This is a genomic window from Rhodococcus sp. USK10 (assembly GCF_019378875.1).
Taxonomy (GTDB): domain Bacteria; phylum Actinomycetota; class Actinomycetes; order Mycobacteriales; family Mycobacteriaceae; genus Rhodococcus_F; species Rhodococcus_F pseudokoreensis.
In genome coordinates, this window is sequence record NZ_CP076048.1 from 5,152,747 (window position 1) to 5,169,560 (window position 16,814).

The following is a 16,814-nucleotide window of genomic DNA, read 5'->3' on the forward strand; positions in this document are numbered from 1 at the left end:
AAGTCGTGGATGCGGGGACTACCGGGCGCGACGTGCCAGGCGCTCGGAGTCGGAGATCAGCACGCTCTTGCCTTCGAGGCGCAGCCATCCGCGGTGCGCGAAGTCGGCGAGCGCCTTGTTGACGGTCTCGCGGGAAGCGCCGACGAGCTGGGCGATCTCTTCCTGCGTGAGGTCGTGGGTGACGCGCAGCGAGCCCGCCTCCTGGGTGCCGAACCGCTGTGCGAGCTGCAGCAGCGCCTTGGCGACACGACCGGGGACGTCCGTGAAGATCAGGTCGGCCAGGTTGTTGTTGGTACGACGCAGACGGCGCGCGAGAACCCGCAGCAGCTGCTCGGCGATCTCGGGGCGGTGGTCGATCCACGCCTTGAGCGCTTCACGGTCCATGCTGACCGCGCGGACCTCGGTGACCGTGGTCGCGGTGGACGTACGCGGACCCGGGTCGAAGATGGACAGCTCACCGAACATGTCGGACGGGCCCATGATCGTCAGCAGGTTCTCACGGCCGTCCGGCGAGCGGCGGCCGATCTTCACCTTGCCGGAAACGATGATGTACAGGCGGTCACCGGGCTCACCTTCGTTGAAGATGACATGTCCGCGGGGGAAGTCGACAGGCTGCAGCTGCTTGGTCAGCGCCGCTACCGCTGAGGGCTCGACTCCTTGGAAGATGCCGGCTCTTGCCAGGACGTCGTCCACGTGCGCTCCTTGGGAATATTGTTCGTCTGTATGCATATTGTGCGCGATTTGCTGCATGTCGACGATGCCCCGGTGATCCGCGGCGTGTCGCTGTGCAACAGGTACGGCTCTGAAGTCTACGTTGAGACGGCTCGGTCTGAGTGACCGATACCACGGAAGTCGCAAAAGTTAACCGGATGATGCGTCCGGTGGTGCGTCTTTCCGGGGGTTGTCCAGGGGTCAGCTGGCGCGCCGCGAGCCCACTTCGGTGACGTCGGCGTCGTCGGATTCGAAGCCCGACCGCCCCTTGCGACGTCGATGGAAGCGTGCCAATGCGTGGGGGAAACCTTCGTGGGCCAGGGTGGCCACTTCGTCGTGACTTGCCTGGTCGAGGAACTCTTCCACCTCTTGCTGACGAACCGTGAGCCGGCGGAGTCTGAACTCCACCCGCTCCATTGCCAGCGCAAACAGCATCAGCAGCACTGGGAAGAGGACCACAGCGAGACCTTGCATACCGGGAAGTAAACACTGCAAAGGTCTCAGAAGCGACACAGCAGCAATTCGGATCGGCCGGGTATCCGTAGAGTTGATCCCGTGCATGCGACCCCCAGCGACGGCTCCGAAGTGCGTGGACGCACCCGTTCGCGGGCCGCGAAACAGGAAGAAACCCGGCTCGGACTCGTCCGGCGTGCCCGGCGGATGAACCGTAGGCTCGCCGAGGCCTTCCCCCACGTCTACTGCGAACTCGACTTCACCACCCCCCTGGACCTCGCCGTCGCGACGATCCTGTCCGCGCAGTGCACTGACGTGCGGGTCAACATGGTGACGCCGGCGCTGTTCGCCCGCTATCCCGACGCGAAGGCGTACGCGGAGGCCGAACGGACCGAACTCGAGGAGTACATCCGGTCCACGGGTTTCTACCGGAACAAGACGAATTCTCTGATCGGGCTCGGGCAGGCCCTGCTCGAGCGTTTCGACGGCGAGGTCCCCGGCAATCTGAAGGATCTCGTGACGCTGCCCGGGATCGGCCGGAAGACGGCCAACGTGATCCTCGGCAACGCGTTCGATGTGCCCGGAATCACGGTCGACACCCACTTCGGGCGGCTCGTGCGGCGGTGGAAATGGACCGAGGAGGAAGACCCGGTCAAGGTCGAGCACGCCATCGGTGCCCTGATCGAGCGCAAGGAGTGGACGCTGCTCTCGCACCGGGTGATCTTCCACGGCAGACGCGTCTGCCACGCCCGCAAGCCCGCCTGCGGTGTGTGCGTGCTCGCAGGCGACTGTCCGTCGTACGGGCTCGGCCCGATCGACCCCGACGTCGCCGCCGGACTGGTTCGTGGACCGGAGACGGAGCATCTGCTGCGTCTGGCCGGCAGGTGAGGGTAGATACGAGTGTCTAGCGCAGCGCGGTGGAGTCTGGCCGCCCTCGTGGTCGTGGTGGCCCTCGTCGTCGCGATCTGGCCGCGGGGCGACGACGCGGAGACGCCGTCGTACGAGGACCGGTTCGGTGCGGGTGGCACCGCCCCGACGTCGGTGAGCGCCGATCCCGACGCACTCGCGGCCCTGAGGACGCAGGCCGGCCTGGCCCCGTGCCCCGCGGCCGCGTCCGGGCCTTCGGCGGATCCGGTGCTGTCCGGCATCACACTGGAATGTGTGGGCGACGGCAGTCAGGTGGATCTGGCGGCCGCGCTCGGTGGTAAGCCGGCGCTGCTGAACCTGTGGGCGTACTGGTGTGGTCCCTGCGCCGAGGAGTTGCCCTATATGCAGCAGTTTTCGGATCGTGCGGGTGACGCGGTTACCGTGCTTACGGTGCACACCGATCCCAACGAGTCCAGCGCGCTGTCGCGGCTCATCGACTACTCCGTCACCCTGCCCGGTGTGCAGGACGGCGACGGTCGCGTCCGCGTCGCGGTCGGGGCCCCGCCCGTCCTCCCGGTCTCGGTGCTGATCCGGCCCGACGGCACGGTGGCGAAGGTCCTGCCGCAGCCGTTCCGCAGCGTCGACGAGATCGCGGACGCCGTCGAACAGAACCTGGGGGTGACGGCATGACGTCTTCCGTGGACGGCGTCGCCGTTCCGCCCTGGCTGCGACGGGTCGTGCACCGCACGCCCGCCGACCCGCACCGGATCAACCCCGTCCTCGATCGGCGCGCACCCACCGGGACCACCACCCGGGAGGCGGCGGTGCTCGTGCTGTTCGGCGGGCCCGTCGAGGCGGACCCGCTGATGTCGGGCGGCCTGCCCGCGGGCGCCGACGTCCTGCTCACCCAGCGTGCGTCGACGATGCGGCAGCACAGCGGTCAGGTGGCCTTCCCCGGCGGTGCCAGCGACCCCGGCGACGAGGGACCCATCGCCACCGCGTTGCGGGAGGCCCAGGAGGAGACGGGACTCGACCCGTCCGGTGTCCGCCCGCTGGCCGTGCTCGAGGAGATCTTCATCCCGCCGTCCGGGTTCGACGTCACCCCCGTCCTCGCGTACTGGGAGAAGCCCAGCGAGGTCGGCGTGGTCGATCCCGCGGAGGCGGAACGCGTCGCCCGGGTTCCCGTGCATACCCTGATCGATCCGCGGAACCGGTTCCAGGTGCGCCACCCGGCCGGTTACCAGGGCCCCGCGTTCGCCGCCGACGGCATGCTCGTGTGGGGTTTCACCGCCGGCATCCTCGCCGCCCTGTTCGCCGTCTCCGGCTGGGAACAGGAGTGGGACCGCCGTGACATCCGCGACCTCGACACCGTCCTCGCCGAACTCGACAACGACCTCGACGACGACCACTTGACCCACGGTCACGGCCGCCCGGCGGCCGAGCGATGACCGGGTCGCGCTGGATCGACCTCGCCATCGTCCTGATCGCCTTCGTCGCCGCGACGTCGGGCTGGCGCCAGGGCGCCGTGGCGTCGGTACTCGCGTTCATCGGCGTGGTGCTGGGCGCGGTCGCGGGCATCCTGATCGCCCCGCACGTGCTGGTGCACGTGGACGAGGGCCGCGGTCGCGTGCTGGTCGGCATCGCCCTGATCGTGGTGCTGGTGATCGTCGGCGAGGTCGCGGGCATGGTCCTCGGCCGGGCCGCGCGGGGCAGCATGCACAGTCCGGTCGCGCGTTCCGTCGACAGCGTGATCGGCGCGTGCGTGCAGGCCGTCGCGGTGTTCATCGCGGCGTGGCTGCTGGCGATCCCGCTCACGTCCTCGTCCCAGCCCCAGCTGGCGGCGGCGGTGCGCGGGTCCAGCGTCCTCGAAACGGTCGACAACATCGCGCCCGCGTGGATGCGGCAACTGCCCACCGAGTTCACCGCCCTGCTCGACACGTCCGGGCTTCCCGACGTCATCGGGCCGTTTGGTCGCACCCCCATCACGACCGTCGACCCGCCGGACGCCAGTGTTCTGGAGAGCCCCGTCGCGTCGTCACTGCAGTCGAGTGTGCTGAGGATCCGGGGTGTGGCCCCGAGTTGCCAGCGGGCGCTGGAGGGGTCCGGGTTCGTCGTGGCACCCGACCGGGTGATGACCAACGCGCACGTGGTCGCGGGAACGGCGGGGATCGTCGTCGACACCGCGAACGGGCCGATGGACGCCGAGGTCGTGCTGTTCGACCCGTCCGCCGACGTCGCGATCCTCGAGGTGCCCGGTCTGGACGCGCCCGTCCTGAACTTCGCGCCGGAGCCCGCGCAGACCGGCGACAACGCGCTGGTGCTCGGCTACCCGGGCGGCGGCCCGTACACGGCCAGCGCGGCGCGGGTCCGGGAGATCCTGGACCTCAGCGGTCCCGACATCTACCGGGCGGGCACCGTCCAGCGCGAGGTGTACACGGTCCGCGGTTCCATCCGGCAGGGCAACTCGGGCGGACCGCTCGTCGACAGCGACGGCCGGGTGCTCGGAGTGGTGTTCGGAGCCGCCGTCGACAACAGCGACACCGGGTTCGTGCTCACCGCCGCCGAGGTGTCGCGTCAGTTGCAGGCGGCGTCCGGGGCGTCGGTCGCCGTGGACACCGGGGCGTGCATCCTCTGACGGTCAGACCGTGCGGGGCGCGACGAGGTCGAGCAGGGCGGCGTTGACGCGTTCCGGGGCTTCCCAGTGCGCGTAGTGGCCGACTCCGGCGACGGTCTGCATCTGCTGGGTGGGTGCGAAGCGGTGGCTGCGGCGCACGGTGTCCGCGAGCACGTACGGGTCGAGGTCGCCGTGCAGGTGCAGGACGGGGATCCGCAGAATTTGATCCATCGACGCCATGAACCGGCTGCCGTCCGGGCGGAACTGGCTGCGGAACGCCCACCGCTGGTACTCCAGGGTGCAGTGCGCGGTGCCGGGAATCTGGATCGCCGACCGCATCCGTGACACCACGACGTCGAATTCCGGGTTCTCCGTCCAGCCGGGTCCGGAGCGTTCGCGGATCAACCGCTCGACCTCCGACCCGTTGTCCCGGGTGAGGCGACGTTCGGGACGCCACGGCACCTGGCAGGAGACGAACGAGGGCAGCAGGGCCTTGCGCTGGTAGCGGTCGTGGAGGACGGCCTGCTTGAGCGCGAGGGGATGCGGCGAGCTGACCAGTGCGATCGACCGGACGAGACGAGCGTGCAGGACTGCCGTGGCCCAGCAGACCAGGCCGCCGTCGGCGTGCCCGACGAGTGTGGCCTCGCCGTAGCCCATCGCCCGGATCAGGCCGGCGATGTCGCCGGCCAGCGTCCACCCGTCGTAGCCGCGCGGCGGTTTGTCGGAATCGCCGTAGCCGCGGAGGTCGACGGCGACGGCCCGGTACCCCTCCGCGGACAGCGCCGTCAGCTGGTGCCGCCACGACCACCAGAAGTCCGCGAACCCGTGCAGCAGGACGACGAGCGGCGCATCCGGTGCGGATGCGCCGACCTCGACGGTGTGGAATCGGATTCCGTTGGCATGGATGTCGCGATGAATCCAGGGGCCGTCGAAACGGACGGTGGACGGATCGGGTGGTGCCACAGGAGCGAGTTACCGCGCGTGACGTCCGGTGGGCGATGCGAGATGGGCTTCCGCATCCGAGTACGACGTGGGCAGGACCGTCTTGGCCTGCCTCAGGGAGTCGATGGTCTTCTCGGGTGCGCGGAGTTTGCGTACCCGCAGATAACCGAGCAGGGCCAGTATCGCCGTCACCACGAGCATGATCAGGAAGACGATCAGGAACGCCAGCCAGCGGGCGATCCACACGTCGAGGAGTTCGGCGAGGAAGAAGAAGAAGAAGAACGAGCTGAACAGCAGCACGGTGAACGCGAGGATGAAGAACAGGCTGCCCTGCAGGCCCTTCTTGACCTCACCGGTGACCTCGGCCTTCGCGAGCTCGACCTCGGCGCGGACCAGGGTGGACACCTGCGCGGTCGCATGCTTGACCAGCGTGCCGAGGCTCGCCTCGCCGGGTGTCTGAGCGTCCACGTCCGTGAGCGGGATCGACGACACCGTGTTCGGCACCCCGTCTCCCGTATAACGCGGGCTGTCTCCCTTGCCGTGAGTGTTGCTCACTTGTCGACCCCTCCAGGTAGCTCTTGCACGTCCGAGTCATCCTGCCGGGCCGCATGGGCCCGACCGCGTCGCCACAGTAACGCTGATCCGATCAGCGACGCTGTCAACGATGTCACGAGCACCGCGACCTTAGCTATTTCGGCCTCGCTGCCGTCACCGATTCCCGCAAGCGCGAGATCCGCTACGAGAAGGCTAACGGTGAACCCGATCGCACCGAGCACTGAGAGGGCAAACATGTCCCGGAACCCCAGTGCTCGCGGTTTCTTCGCGATACCCAGGCGGATCGCGAGCCAGGAGATGCCGAAGATGCCGACGGTCTTGCCGACGAGGAGCCCGGCGATCACGGATTGTGAGATGGGGTTGGTGAACAGCTGCCCGAGGAGTTCGCTGCTGAGGGCGACCCCGGACGCGAACAGGGCGAACACCGGGACGCAGAAGCCCGCCGACAGCGGCTGGATGCGGTGCTCGAGGCGGGACGCCGGGGATTCGCGTTCTCCAGGGTCGCGCCGCACCCGGGTGAGGAGACCGAGAGCGACGCCGGCCAGGGTGGCGTGGATACCGGCTTGGTGCATGCAATACCAGGTGAACAGTGCGAGCGGAACGTAGAGCAGTGGGGCGGTGATGCGCCGGTGCTGGGCGAAGGCGTAGACGGCCAGGCACACGGCGGCGCCCAGCAGCCACAGCAGGGCGATCGAACTGGTGAACAGGACGGCGATGAGCACGATCGCGAGGAGGTCGTCGACTACGGCCAGGCTGAGCAGGAACACGCGGGCGCTCGCCGGGATGCGGGACCCGGTCAGCGCCAGCACCCCCAGTGCGAACGCGATGTCGGTGGCGACAGGGATGGCCCAGCCGCGGTCCATGCCGGGTGTTCCGGCGCCGATCGTCGCGGCGATGATCGCGGGCACCACCACGCCGCCGCAGGCCGCGATGATCGGGAGCAGCGCACGTTTGCGGTCGGCGAGTTCGCCGACCACCAGTTCCCGTTTCAGTTCCAGGCCGGCGACGAAGAAGAACACCGCCAGCAGCCCGTCCTGCGCCCACGTCTCGAGTGTCAGGTTCAGGTGGAGCGTCTCCGGGCCGATCGTCCAGTCGCGCAGCGCGAAGTAGGAATCCGAGACGGGGGAGTTCGCCCACAGGAGGGCGACCGCGGCGGCGGCGAGCAGGATCGAACCGCCGACCGTCTCGGTGCGGAGGTAGCGGGAGAGTTCGGAGCGGAGGGGCTGGGTCACCGGGGGCGCTCGCTTTCGATGTGGTCCGGGTACGGCAAATGCTCTGCCGACCAGACTTCCCGGCGCACCGAGAAGAGCTTATCCAATTTGCCAAGCGAAAGACACGAGGTGTTCAATTCCTAAGGAATGGACTCTCGTCCCAATAGTTGAAATAGCATCGTGCAGGAGTAAGTCGAGTGAGCAGTGCCGTCGATACGTCGAAGCCAGATCCGGACGGCGGGGCCACCGTCGCCGGCGTACCCAGAAGCCGGATCGTCGTCGCGAGCATGGTGGGAACGTCCATCGAGTTCTACGACTTCTACATCTATGCGACCGCGGCCGTGTCCGTGTTCCCGCATCTGTTCTTCCCCAAGGGAAACGGCACCACCGCCCTGCTGGCGTCACTTGCCACGTTCGGTCTCGCCTTCGTCGCGCGGCCGCTCGGTTCGATCCTGTTCGGCCACTTCGGCGACCGCATCGGACGCAAGACGACGCTCGTCGGCTCCCTCCTCACCATGGGCATCGCCACGTTCGTGATCGGTCTGCTGCCGACCTACCACCAGATCGGCATCGTCGCGCCCGCTCTGCTGGCGTTGATGCGCTTCTGCCAGGGGCTGGGACTGGGCGGTGAGTGGAGTGGCGCAGCGCTGCTCGCGACCGAGACCGCCCAGAAGGGCAAGCGGGCCTGGGCGGCCATGTGGCCGCAGCTGGGTGCGCCGATCGGCTTTTTCCTCGCCAACGGTCTGTTCCTGATCATCACGCTGTTCATGGACCACGACAACAGCAGCCCCGACCTGGACGGCGCATTCCTCACCTGGGGTTGGCGTATCCCGTTCCTGCTCAGCGCGATCATGGTGATGATCGGCCTGTACGTGCGGCTCAAGCTGGAGGAGACACCCGTGTTCGCCCGCGCCGTCGCGCGCGGCGAGAAGGTGAGGACCCCGATCGCCGAGGTGTTCAAGTCCAGCTGGCGTCAGCTGATCATCGGCACGTTCGTCATGCTCGCCACCTACACGCTCTTCTACATCATGACCACCTGGGTGCTGAGCTACGGCACTGGCAAGACCCCCGCCCAGGGCGGTACGGGAGCCGGGTTCCACTACACCGACTTCCTGGTCCTGCAGCTGATCGCGGTCCTGTTCTTCGCCGCCGCGGTCCCCGTGTCGGGGTGGCTGGCCGACCGCTACGGTCGCCGCATCACGCTGCTCACGATCACCGGGTTCATCATGCTGTTCGGACTCACGTTCGGTGTCATGCTGAACCAGGACGGCATGGGCAACGCCCGCATGCTCGTGTTCCTGGCAATCGGAATGTTGTTGATGGGCATGACGTTCGGGCCGATGAGCGCCGTACTGCCCGAGCTGTTCCCGACCAACGTGCGCTACACGGGTTCGGGGATCGCCTACAACACCGCCAGCATCCTCGGCGCCGCCGTCGCACCGTTCATCGCCACCTGGCTCGCCACGTCGTACGGCGTCGGCTGGGTGGGCATCTACCTGCTGATCGCCGCCGCGCTCACGTTCATCGCGTTGCTGGTGATGAAGGAGACGAAGAACGAGTCCCTCGACGACGTAGGCGCGTAGCGCCTGTGAGTGGTTGACGAGTCCAGGGACTCGTCAACCACTCACAAGCCGCGGAGCGGCCTATAGTTCTTGCATGGCGAAAGCCGTGCTGCTGTCCAGGACGGCCCGGATCCGGCTGCCGAAGCAGGATCTGTGGTCGTTCCTCGCCGATACCGATCGGCTCAATCGCAACATAGACCTGTCTCCGGTGCACTTCGCTCCGATGCTGGACCGGCGCCGCAAGGGGCACTATTCGGCGGAGACCCGTTCGTACGGGCGGCGGGTGCGGTACGAGGAGTTCCCGTTCGAATGGGTCGAGGGCCGGTTCTATCGGGTCCTTCGCCGTTTCGCCCGCGGTCCGCTCGCGGAGGTGTCCACGGGTGTCCGGCTCTACCCGGCCGCCGACGGGACCGAGGTCGAGGTGTTCGCCCGGATCGTCCCGCGTACCCGGTTCGGCGCGATCGCCGCGCGAACGCTGCTGGCGCGCAAGGGCATACGGAAGACGGTGGTGCTCGCGCACGCGCTGGAACGACACGTCCGCGACCCGCAGACGCATGCCGTCCCCGCCCTGCCGCCGCCGGAGCAACTCGACGCAGGCCGGCTGGAATTCCGCACGGCGCAGCTGTCGCGCTCGCACGACGCCCCGAACCTGATCGGGCGCTTGGAGTCCCACTTGCGGACCGCGTCCGACCTGGAGGTGACGGGCATGCGCCCGTTCGAGCTTGCGGACCGCTGGGGTACCGACCGGATACAGCTGCTGTACGTCTTCCTCCACGCCGCGGACTGCGGTCTGCTGGACCTGAACTGGAGCGTGCTGTGCCCGGTCTGCCGGACGGCCCGCGAGGACGCCGCCCACATTCGACAGTTGCCGAGCCGCGTCCACTGCGACACCTGCGACATCGCGTTCGACACCGACCTCGCGCGGTCGGTGGAGATCCGTTTCGACGTCAACCCGGCCGTCCGCCGGGCGGAGCGGGCCCGGTACTGCATCGGTGGTCCGGCGAATTCGCCGTCGGCGGTGGCGCAGTTGCGGCTCGAACCGGGGGAGCGGCGCTGCGAGCGACTCGAACTCGACCCCGGGTGGCTGCGTATCCGGTGCTACCAGGTGGGTACCCCGGTGGCCTGCGAGGTCGGTCCGGCCGGTGGCACGCTTCGGGTCGACTGCGGCCCCGGGGAACTCCGGGTGCGTGATGCGCCCGGCACCGACGGTGCCTGCCTGCTGGAGGTCGCGAACCGGCTTCCCGGTGAGGCGCTGGTGGTGGTCGAGCGGGAGCGGTGGAAGGACGCCGCGGCGACCGGCGCGCTCGTGACGTCGCTCGACGGTTTCCAGGACCTGTTCCCGGATCAGGGGGTGGCGCCGGGCGACGAGATCGGGATCGCGAACCTGGCGGTGCTGTTCACGGATCTGAGCGGTTCGACCGCCCTGTACGAGCGGATCGGGGACGTTCGGGCGTTCGCGTTCGTGCAAAGCCATTTCCACTACCTGCGTGACGCGGTGGTGAGCGAGAACGGCAGCGTCGTGAAGCAGATGGGTGACGCGGTCATGGCGACGTTCGCGGACGCGCGGGAGGCCTGGTCGGCTGCGGCGTCGATGCAGGCGGGCTGGGACGAGTTTCGTCGCAGGCACCTCGGCGACGACGACTCGGTGTCGTTGAAAGTCGGGTTGCACCAGGGGCCTGCCGTGATGATCGACAACGATGGCCGGACCGACTACTTCGGTGCGACGGTCAACCTGGCGGCGCGGGTGCAGGGCTGTGCTGCGGGCGGCGACATCGTTCTGTCCCGGGCCGTTCACGACGACCCGGAGGTGGCGCCGCTGCTCGCGACGTCCGGCTACCGGTGCGACGTCTTCACCACCGGGCTGAAGGGGATCGGCGAGGAGCAGACGCTGTGGCGGCTTCGCCGCCCGTGAGTGGTTGAGGAGTGCAGGGACTCGTCAACCACTCACGGGGCGCGGAGCGCCCTACTTGCCGCGGATGGCGTCGAAGACCTTGGGGTCGACGAGGGTGGAGGTGTCGCCGAGGTCGCGGCCCTCGGCGATGTCCTTGAGCAGGCGCCGCATGATCTTGCCCGAGCGGGTCTTGGGGAGTTCGGGGACGATGGTGATCTGGCGGGGCTTGGCGATCGGGCTGATCTCCCGGGACACCTCGGCCTTGAGTTCGGCGATGAGGGTGTCGCCGGTGTTCTCGACACCTTCGCGGAGGATGACGAACGCGACGATGCCCTGGCCGGTGGTGTCGTCGGCGGCGCCGACGACGGCGGCCTCGGCGACACCGTGGTGGCCGACGAGGGCGGATTCGACCTCGGAGGTGGAGATGCGGTGGCCGGAGACGTTCATGACGTCGTCGACGCGGCCGAGGACCCACAGGGCGCCGTCGTCGTCGTACTTGGCGCCGTCACCGGCGAAGTACCAGCCCTGCTCGGGGTAGCGGGACCAGTAGGTTTCGCGGTAGCGGTCCATGTCGCCCCAGATGCCGCGGAGCATCGCCGGCCACGGCTTGTCGAGGACGAGGTAGCCGGAGCCGCCGGCACCGAGTTCGTGTCCGTCGTCGTCGACGATCTTCGCGGAGATGCCGGGCAGCGGCGCCATCGCGGAGCCGGGTTTGGTGGCGGTGATCCCGGGCAGCGGGGAGATCATGATGGCGCCGGTCTCGGTCTGCCACCAGGTGTCGACGATGGGGGCCTGGTTTCCGCCGATCACCTCGCGGAACCACTTCCACGCCTCGGGGTTGATCGGTTCGCCGACCGAGCCGAGGAGCCGGATGCTGGACAGGTCGTGGGCGTCGGGAATGTCGCGGCCCCACTTCATGAACGTGCGCACCAGGGTGGGGGCGGTGTAGTAGATGCTGACGCCGTATTTTTCGATGATCTGGAAGTGGCGGTGCTCGTCGGGGGAGTTCGGGGTGCCCTCGTAGACCACCTGGGTGACACCGTTGGACAGCGGCCCGTAGACGATGTAGCTGTGGCCGGTGACCCAGCCGATGTCGGCGGTGCACCAGTACACGTCCTGCCCGGCCTTGTGGTCGAAGACGTTGTGGTGGGTGTACGACGCCTGGGTGAGGTAGCCGCCGGAGGTGTGGATGATGCCCTTGGGCTTTCCGGTGGTGCCGGAGGTGTAGAGGATGAACAGCGGGTGCTCGGCGTCGAACGGCTGCGCGTCGTGGGTGCCGGACGCCTTGTCGACGGTCTCGTGCCACCACAGGTCCCGGCCGTCGGCGACCTCCACGTCGATGCCGGTGCGCTTGACGACGAGAACGTGCTCGACGGACGCGGCCCCGTCGACGGCCTCGTCGACGGCGGCCTTGAGGGGTGCGGCCTGGCCGCGGCGCCACTGCCCGTCGACGGTGACGACGAGTTTGGCTTCGGCGTCGTCGATGCGCGAGCGCAGGGCGCTGGCGGAGAAGCCGGCGAAGACCACGGAGTGGGTCAGGCCCAGGCGGGCGCAGGCGAGCATGGTGACGATGGCCTCGGGGATCATCGGCATGTAGATCGCGACGCGGTCGCCGGCGACGAGTCCGAGGTCGGTGAAGGTGTTGGCGGCCTTGCTGACTTCGGTGAGCAGGTCGTTGTAGGTCAGGTCGCGGGTGTCGCCCGGTTCGCCTTCGAAGTGGATGGCGACGCGGTCGCCGTTGCCGGCGAGGACGTGGCGGTCGACGCAGTTGTAGGCGACGTTGAGTTGTCCGCCGACGAACCATTTCGCGACGGGTGCGTCGGACCAGTCGAGTACCTCGGAGAACGGTGTGTGCCAGTGCAGGCGCTCGGCCTGCGTGGCCCAGAATGCGAGTCGGTCCTCGTCCGCGGCAGCCTGGAGTTCGGGTCCGGCGTTCGCAGTGGCGGTGAACTCGGGGCTCGGCGGATACACCTGCGGGGCGGCATCGGAATGGTCCGCCTTCTCCGTCGCCCCCGTCGCCCCCGTCGCTCCGCTCGCCTGTGCTGCACTGGTCATTGTGGGCCGGCCTTCTTTCCAGTCTCGACTTCGGCACTTCTAGCACGTGTGAGGGTAGTCACAAGGGCTCCCGAGCGCACCGTTGCACAGGGTTGCATGCCCATATTCTGCGACGATCGGTCGAATGGGCGCGACGGACGGCAAGCGCGGACGACGAGTGGCGACCCCCGCGCCGGCGATGTTTCGATCGGATGCCGATTCCACGAGTTTCACCCGTCGTGGCCACACAAATTGAAACGTTGACTTATCGTCATCCCATCGTTCGGGCTGCGCCCGGCACCGCTGCCCGGAACCATGCAGATCTGGGAGGAACGTCTTGCGCATCACACGTGTGGCAACCGCCGTTCTGGCGGTCGGCCTGGCAGCAGGGATGCTGTCCGCCTGCTCGTCCGGTGACTCGTCGGGCGGAGGTGGTAGCGGCATCGTCAACGCCTGGGCGGGTGAACCGCAGAATCCGTTGATTCCCACCAATACCAGCGAGAACCAGGGTGGCCGCGTCGTCGATGCGCTGTTCGCGGGACTCGTGTCCTACGACTCCGACGGTGGCGTGAACAACGAGGTCGCCGAGTCCATCGAGACGACCGACGGCAAGAACTTCACCGTGAAACTGAAGGACGGCTGGACGTTCACGGACGGCACACCCGTCACCGCGGCCTCGTTCGTCGACGCCTGGAACTACGGCGCGCTGTCGACGAACGCGCAGCTCCAGGCGTCCTTCTTCGACCCGATCCAGGGCTACGACGAGGTGGCTGCCGAGAACCCCACGGCGCAGACCATGTCGGGACTGAAGGTGGTCGACGACTCGACGTTCACGATCGAACTGAAGCAACCCGAGTCCGCCTTCCCGGACCGTCTCGGGTTCGCCGCGTACTACCCGCTGCCGGCGGTGGCGTACCAGGACATGGCCGCGTTCGGGGAGAATCCCGTCGGCAACGGTCCGTACATGATGTCGGGACCCGGGGCGTGGCAGCACAACGTGCGGATCGACACCGTCGTGAACCCCGACTACAACGGCAACCGCAAGCCGAAGAACGCCGGCGTCGACTTCGTCATGTACAACAGCCTCGACACGGCGTACACGGATCTGCTCGCGGGCAACGTCGACGTGCTCGACCAGGTGCCGCCGAGCGCGGTCACCACGTTCGAGACCGACCTGCCGGGCCGGACCGTGAATCAGCCGTCCGCGACGATCGAGACGTTCACGATCCCGGGCCGCCTGCCGCACTTCAGCGGTGAGGAGGGCACGCTGCGCCGGCAGGCCATCTCGATGGCGATCAACCGCGACCAGATCACCCAGCAGATCTACAACAACACCCGCACCCCCGCGCTCGACTTCACCAGCCCCGCCATCGAGGGCTGGTCGGATTCGCTCGTCGGCAACGGCAACCTGAAGTACGACCCGGAGGCGGCGAAGAAGCTGTGGGCCCAGGCCGACGCCATCGCCCCGTGGTCGGGCAGTTTCGAGATCGCGTACAACGGCGACGGCGGCCACAAGGAGTGGGTCGACGCCACCGCCAACAACATCCGCAACACGCTCGGTATCGACGCGAAGGGCAAGGAGTACCCGACGTTCGCGCAGATCCGCACGGAGGCCACCAACCGGACCATCCCCAGCGCGTTCCGTTCGGGGTGGCAGGGCGACTACCCGCAGCAGTACGGATTCCTCGCGCAGAACTACCAGACCGGCGGCAGCTCCAACGACGGCGACTACTCGAACCCCGAGTTCGACCGGCTGCTGCGCGCCTCCGCGGGTGAGGTCGATCCCGACAAGGCCCAGGACCTGCTGAACCAGGCGCAGGAGGTTCTCCTGCACGACCTGCCCGCGGTCCCGACGTGGTACCGCAACGCGGCGAGCGGCTGGTCCGAGAACGTGTCGAACGTGGTCATCGACTGGAAGGGCATCCCGATGTATTCGGACATCGAGAAGAACTGACGCACGGGAGTTTTCTCCGACGGGTGGGGCCGCGAGCTGTCAGTTCGAGGCCCCGTTCGGGAGTACGGGCCGAGGCTCCGGATTCCTGACGTCACGGCCCCCGACGAATAGGAGGTGATCCGATGCTCTGGTACGTCGGTCGCCGTTTGCTCCAGATGATTCCCGTGTTCATCGGGGCCACGTTCCTGATCTACGCGATGGTGTTCCTGCTGCCCGGGGACCCGATCGCAGCGTTGGCGGGGGACAAGGCCCTCAGCCCCGCGGTGGCGGCGCAGCTGCGTGCCCGGTACCACCTCGACCAGCCGTTCCTGATGCAGTACTTCCTGTATCTGAAGGGCATCTTCACGCTCGACTTCGGTACGTCCTTCTCCGGTCGCCCTGTCAGTGAGGTTCTGGCGCAGGCCTTTCCCATCACCATCAAGTTGTCTCTGATGGCGCTCGCGATCGAGGGGATCTTCGGGATCGGTTTCGGCCTGTTCGCCGGGCTCCGCAAGGGCGGCATCTTCGACAGTTCCGTCCTCCTCGTCAGCCTGGTGATCATCGCGATCCCGATATTCGTCATCGGTTTCCTCGCCCAGTTCTTCATCGGCGTGAAGTGGGGGCTGGTGCCGCCGACGGTCGGGGGCAATACCAGTTTCAAGAATCTGCTGCTGCCCGCCTTCGTCCTCGGGTCGGTGTCGTTCGCGTACGTGCTCCGTCTCACGCGGACGTCGGTCGCCGAGAACCTCACCGCCGACTACGTGAGAACCGCGACGGCCAAGGGTCTTTCGCGACGCCGGGTGGTGCAGGTGCACGTGCTGCGGAACTCGCTGATCCCGGTCGTCACCTTCCTCGGCGCCGATCTCGCCACCCTGATGGGCGGCGCGATCGTCACGGAGGGCATCTTCAATATCAACGGTGTCGGCGGCACGATCTATCAGGCGGTCACCCGCGGTGAGGCGCCCACGGTGGTGTCCTTCGTGACGGTGCTGATCGTCATCTATCTGCTCGCCAACCTGATCGTCGATCTCCTGTACGCCGCGCTCGACCCGAGGATTCGCTATGTCTGAGAAAGTGGAGAACGCGTCCGCCGGAACGGGCGACCGGAAGACCCGGCAGGCGCATTTCGTGGCACCCGAGGAAGTGGCGGCGCCGGGGGAGACCGACGCCGTCCACATCGACCAGCCACCGACGAGCATGTGGTCGGATGCGTGGCGCGATCTGCGTAAGCGTCCGCTGTTCCTCGTTGCGTCGGTGATCATCGTCGTGGTGGTCGCCGTGGCGGCGTTTCCGGACCTGTTCACCAGCACCGATCCCCGGTTCTGCGATCTTGCGTTCAGCATGCAGGGACCGTCGGCGGGCCACTGGTTCGGATTCGACAAGCAGGGCTGCGACATCTACTCCCGCACGATCCACGGGGCGCGGGCGTCGGTGCTGGTGGGTGTCGGTGTCACATCGATCGTGCTCGTGGTGGGCGTGGTGTTCGGTTCGGTCGCCGGGTTCTACGGCGGCGCGGTGGACTCGCTGCTGTCCCGGGTCGCCGACATCTTCTTCGGCATCCCGCTCATCCTCGCCGCGATCGTCCTGATGCAGCTGTTCACCAACCGCACCATCTGGACGCTGATCGTCGTCCTTGCTCTGTTCGGGTGGCCGCAGATGGCGAGAATCGCTCGTGGCGCGGTGATCTCGGCGAAGAGCAACGATTACGTGATGGCGTCGCGGGCGCTCGGCGTCTCGAACGTGCGCACCCTCGTCCGGCACGTGCTGCCGAACTCCCTGGCCCCGATCATCGTGATCGCGACCATCTCCCTCGGCATCTACATCGTGGCCGAGGCGACGCTGTCGTTCCTCGGTATCGGGCTGCCGTCCACCGAGATCTCGTGGGGCGGAGACATCAGCACCGCCCAGGTCACGCTGCGTCAGGGTTCGCCGATCCTGTTCTATCCGGCGACCGCGCTGGCGATCACGGTACTCGGTTTCATCATGATGGGGGACGCTCTCCGGGACGCGCTCGATCCCAAGGCCCGGAAGAGGTGAGCGC

The 16,814-nt window shown here is 67.6% G+C and carries 15 protein-coding genes; 9 read left to right on the plus strand and 6 right to left on the minus strand.

Going from position 1 to position 16,814, the window contains the following annotated elements; translation table 11 throughout:
- Nucleotides 1-18 precede the first annotated feature (18 nt).
- Both I1A62_RS30905 and I1A62_RS30910 read right to left on the minus strand, forming a co-directional pair.
- Entirely contained in the window at nt 19-693 is a 675-nt protein-coding gene (locus I1A62_RS30905) for a Crp/Fnr family transcriptional regulator (RefSeq protein ID WP_005256089.1), read from the minus strand.
- 219 nt (nt 694-912) lie between these two features.
- Nucleotides 913-1,185: a hypothetical protein gene (locus tag I1A62_RS30910; RefSeq protein ID WP_124393211.1), complete on the minus strand. Its 273-nt coding sequence runs from the start codon at nt 1,183-1,185 to the stop codon at nt 913-915.
- A gap of 81 nt (nt 1,186-1,266) precedes the next feature.
- Between I1A62_RS30910 and nth the strand changes: the two genes are divergently transcribed.
- From nth to marP, 4 genes are read left to right on the plus strand one after another with little or no spacing between them, the layout of a single operon-like run.
- On the plus strand, nt 1,267-2,052 hold the full coding sequence (gene nth, locus I1A62_RS30915) for an endonuclease III (RefSeq protein ID WP_087557263.1): 786 nt from the start codon (nt 1,267-1,269) through the stop codon (nt 2,050-2,052).
- Nucleotides 2,053-2,064: 12 nt separating this feature from the next.
- The gene (locus tag I1A62_RS30920) at nt 2,065-2,721 is read left to right on the plus strand and encodes a TlpA disulfide reductase family protein (protein WP_219456095.1); all 657 of its coding nucleotides are present in this window, start codon (nt 2,065-2,067) and stop codon (nt 2,719-2,721) included.
- On the plus strand, nt 2,718-3,479 hold the full coding sequence (locus tag I1A62_RS30925; protein ID WP_206007396.1) for a CoA pyrophosphatase: 762 nt from the start codon (nt 2,718-2,720) through the stop codon (nt 3,477-3,479). Before I1A62_RS30920 ends, I1A62_RS30925 begins: the two co-directional genes overlap by 4 nt.
- Complete coding sequence (gene marP, locus I1A62_RS30930; protein WP_206007395.1) at nt 3,476-4,666, plus strand: MarP family serine protease; 1,191 nt, start codon at nt 3,476-3,478, stop codon at nt 4,664-4,666. The genes I1A62_RS30925 and marP overlap by 4 nt, the downstream gene beginning before the upstream one ends.
- 3 nt (nt 4,667-4,669) lie before the next feature.
- Here marP and I1A62_RS30935 read toward each other — a convergent pair whose 3' ends face one another.
- The 3 genes from I1A62_RS30935 to nhaA are packed head-to-tail and all read right to left on the minus strand — an operon-like array spanning nt 4,670 to nt 7,374.
- Nucleotides 4,670-5,608, minus strand: coding sequence for an alpha/beta fold hydrolase (locus I1A62_RS30935; protein ID WP_219456097.1), 939 nt, complete (start codon nt 5,606-5,608; stop codon nt 4,670-4,672).
- Nucleotides 5,609-5,617: 9 nt separating this feature from the next.
- Entirely contained in the window at nt 5,618-6,142 is a 525-nt protein-coding gene (locus I1A62_RS30940) for a phage holin family protein (RefSeq protein WP_124393217.1), read from the minus strand.
- Entirely contained in the window at nt 6,139-7,374 is a 1,236-nt protein-coding gene (gene nhaA, locus I1A62_RS30945; protein ID WP_219456099.1) for a Na+/H+ antiporter NhaA, read from the minus strand. Before nhaA ends, I1A62_RS30940 begins: the two co-directional genes overlap by 4 nt.
- A gap of 176 nt (nt 7,375-7,550) precedes the next feature.
- Between nhaA and I1A62_RS30950 the strand changes: the two genes are divergently transcribed.
- A complete protein-coding gene (locus I1A62_RS30950; RefSeq protein WP_124393219.1) occupies nt 7,551-8,936 on the plus strand; it encodes an MFS transporter in 1,386 nt (461 codons plus the stop codon).
- 73 nt (nt 8,937-9,009) lie between these two features.
- A complete protein-coding gene (locus I1A62_RS30955) occupies nt 9,010-10,827 on the plus strand; it encodes an adenylate/guanylate cyclase domain-containing protein (RefSeq protein ID WP_219456100.1) in 1,818 nt (605 codons plus the stop codon).
- A 51-nt stretch (nt 10,828-10,878) separates the two neighbouring features.
- Here I1A62_RS30955 and acs read toward each other — a convergent pair whose 3' ends face one another.
- A complete protein-coding gene (gene acs / locus I1A62_RS30960) occupies nt 10,879-12,861 on the minus strand; it encodes an acetate--CoA ligase (RefSeq protein ID WP_219456102.1) in 1,983 nt (660 codons plus the stop codon).
- A 316-nt stretch (nt 12,862-13,177) separates the two neighbouring features.
- Here acs and I1A62_RS30965 point away from each other — a divergent pair, with 316 nt between their 5' ends.
- The 3 genes from I1A62_RS30965 to I1A62_RS30975 all read left to right on the plus strand — a co-directional run bounded on the left by I1A62_RS30965 (nt 13,178) and on the right by I1A62_RS30975 (nt 16,810).
- A complete protein-coding gene (locus tag I1A62_RS30965) occupies nt 13,178-14,794 on the plus strand; it encodes an ABC transporter substrate-binding protein (RefSeq protein WP_219456105.1) in 1,617 nt (538 codons plus the stop codon).
- Between the two features lie 122 nt (nt 14,795-14,916).
- Complete coding sequence (locus I1A62_RS30970; protein WP_206007388.1) at nt 14,917-15,843, plus strand: ABC transporter permease; 927 nt, start codon at nt 14,917-14,919, stop codon at nt 15,841-15,843.
- On the plus strand, nt 15,836-16,810 hold the full coding sequence (locus tag I1A62_RS30975; RefSeq protein WP_124393224.1) for an ABC transporter permease: 975 nt from the start codon (nt 15,836-15,838) through the stop codon (nt 16,808-16,810). Before I1A62_RS30970 ends, I1A62_RS30975 begins: the two co-directional genes overlap by 8 nt.
- The last annotated feature ends 4 nt before the right edge of the window (nt 16,811-16,814 follow it).

Coding starts and splice junctions, on each gene's coding strand:
- I1A62_RS30955 (WP_219456100.1), top strand. CDS start 9,010: ATGGCGAAAGCCGTGCTGCTGTCCAGGACGGCCCGGATCCGGCTGCCG.
- marP (WP_206007395.1), top strand. CDS start 3,476: ATGACCGGGTCGCGCTGGATCGACCTCGCCATCGTCCTGATCGCCTTC.
- I1A62_RS30925 (WP_206007396.1), top strand. CDS start 2,718: ATGACGTCTTCCGTGGACGGCGTCGCCGTTCCGCCCTGGCTGCGACGG.
- I1A62_RS30970 (WP_206007388.1), top strand. CDS start 14,917: ATGCTCTGGTACGTCGGTCGCCGTTTGCTCCAGATGATTCCCGTGTTC.
- I1A62_RS30910 (WP_124393211.1), bottom strand. CDS start 1,185: ATGCAAGGTCTCGCTGTGGTCCTCTTCCCAGTGCTGCTGATGCTGTTT.
- I1A62_RS30975 (WP_124393224.1), top strand. CDS start 15,836: ATGTCTGAGAAAGTGGAGAACGCGTCCGCCGGAACGGGCGACCGGAAG.
- acs (WP_219456102.1), bottom strand. CDS start 12,861: ATGACCAGTGCAGCACAGGCGAGCGGAGCGACGGGGGCGACGGGGGCG.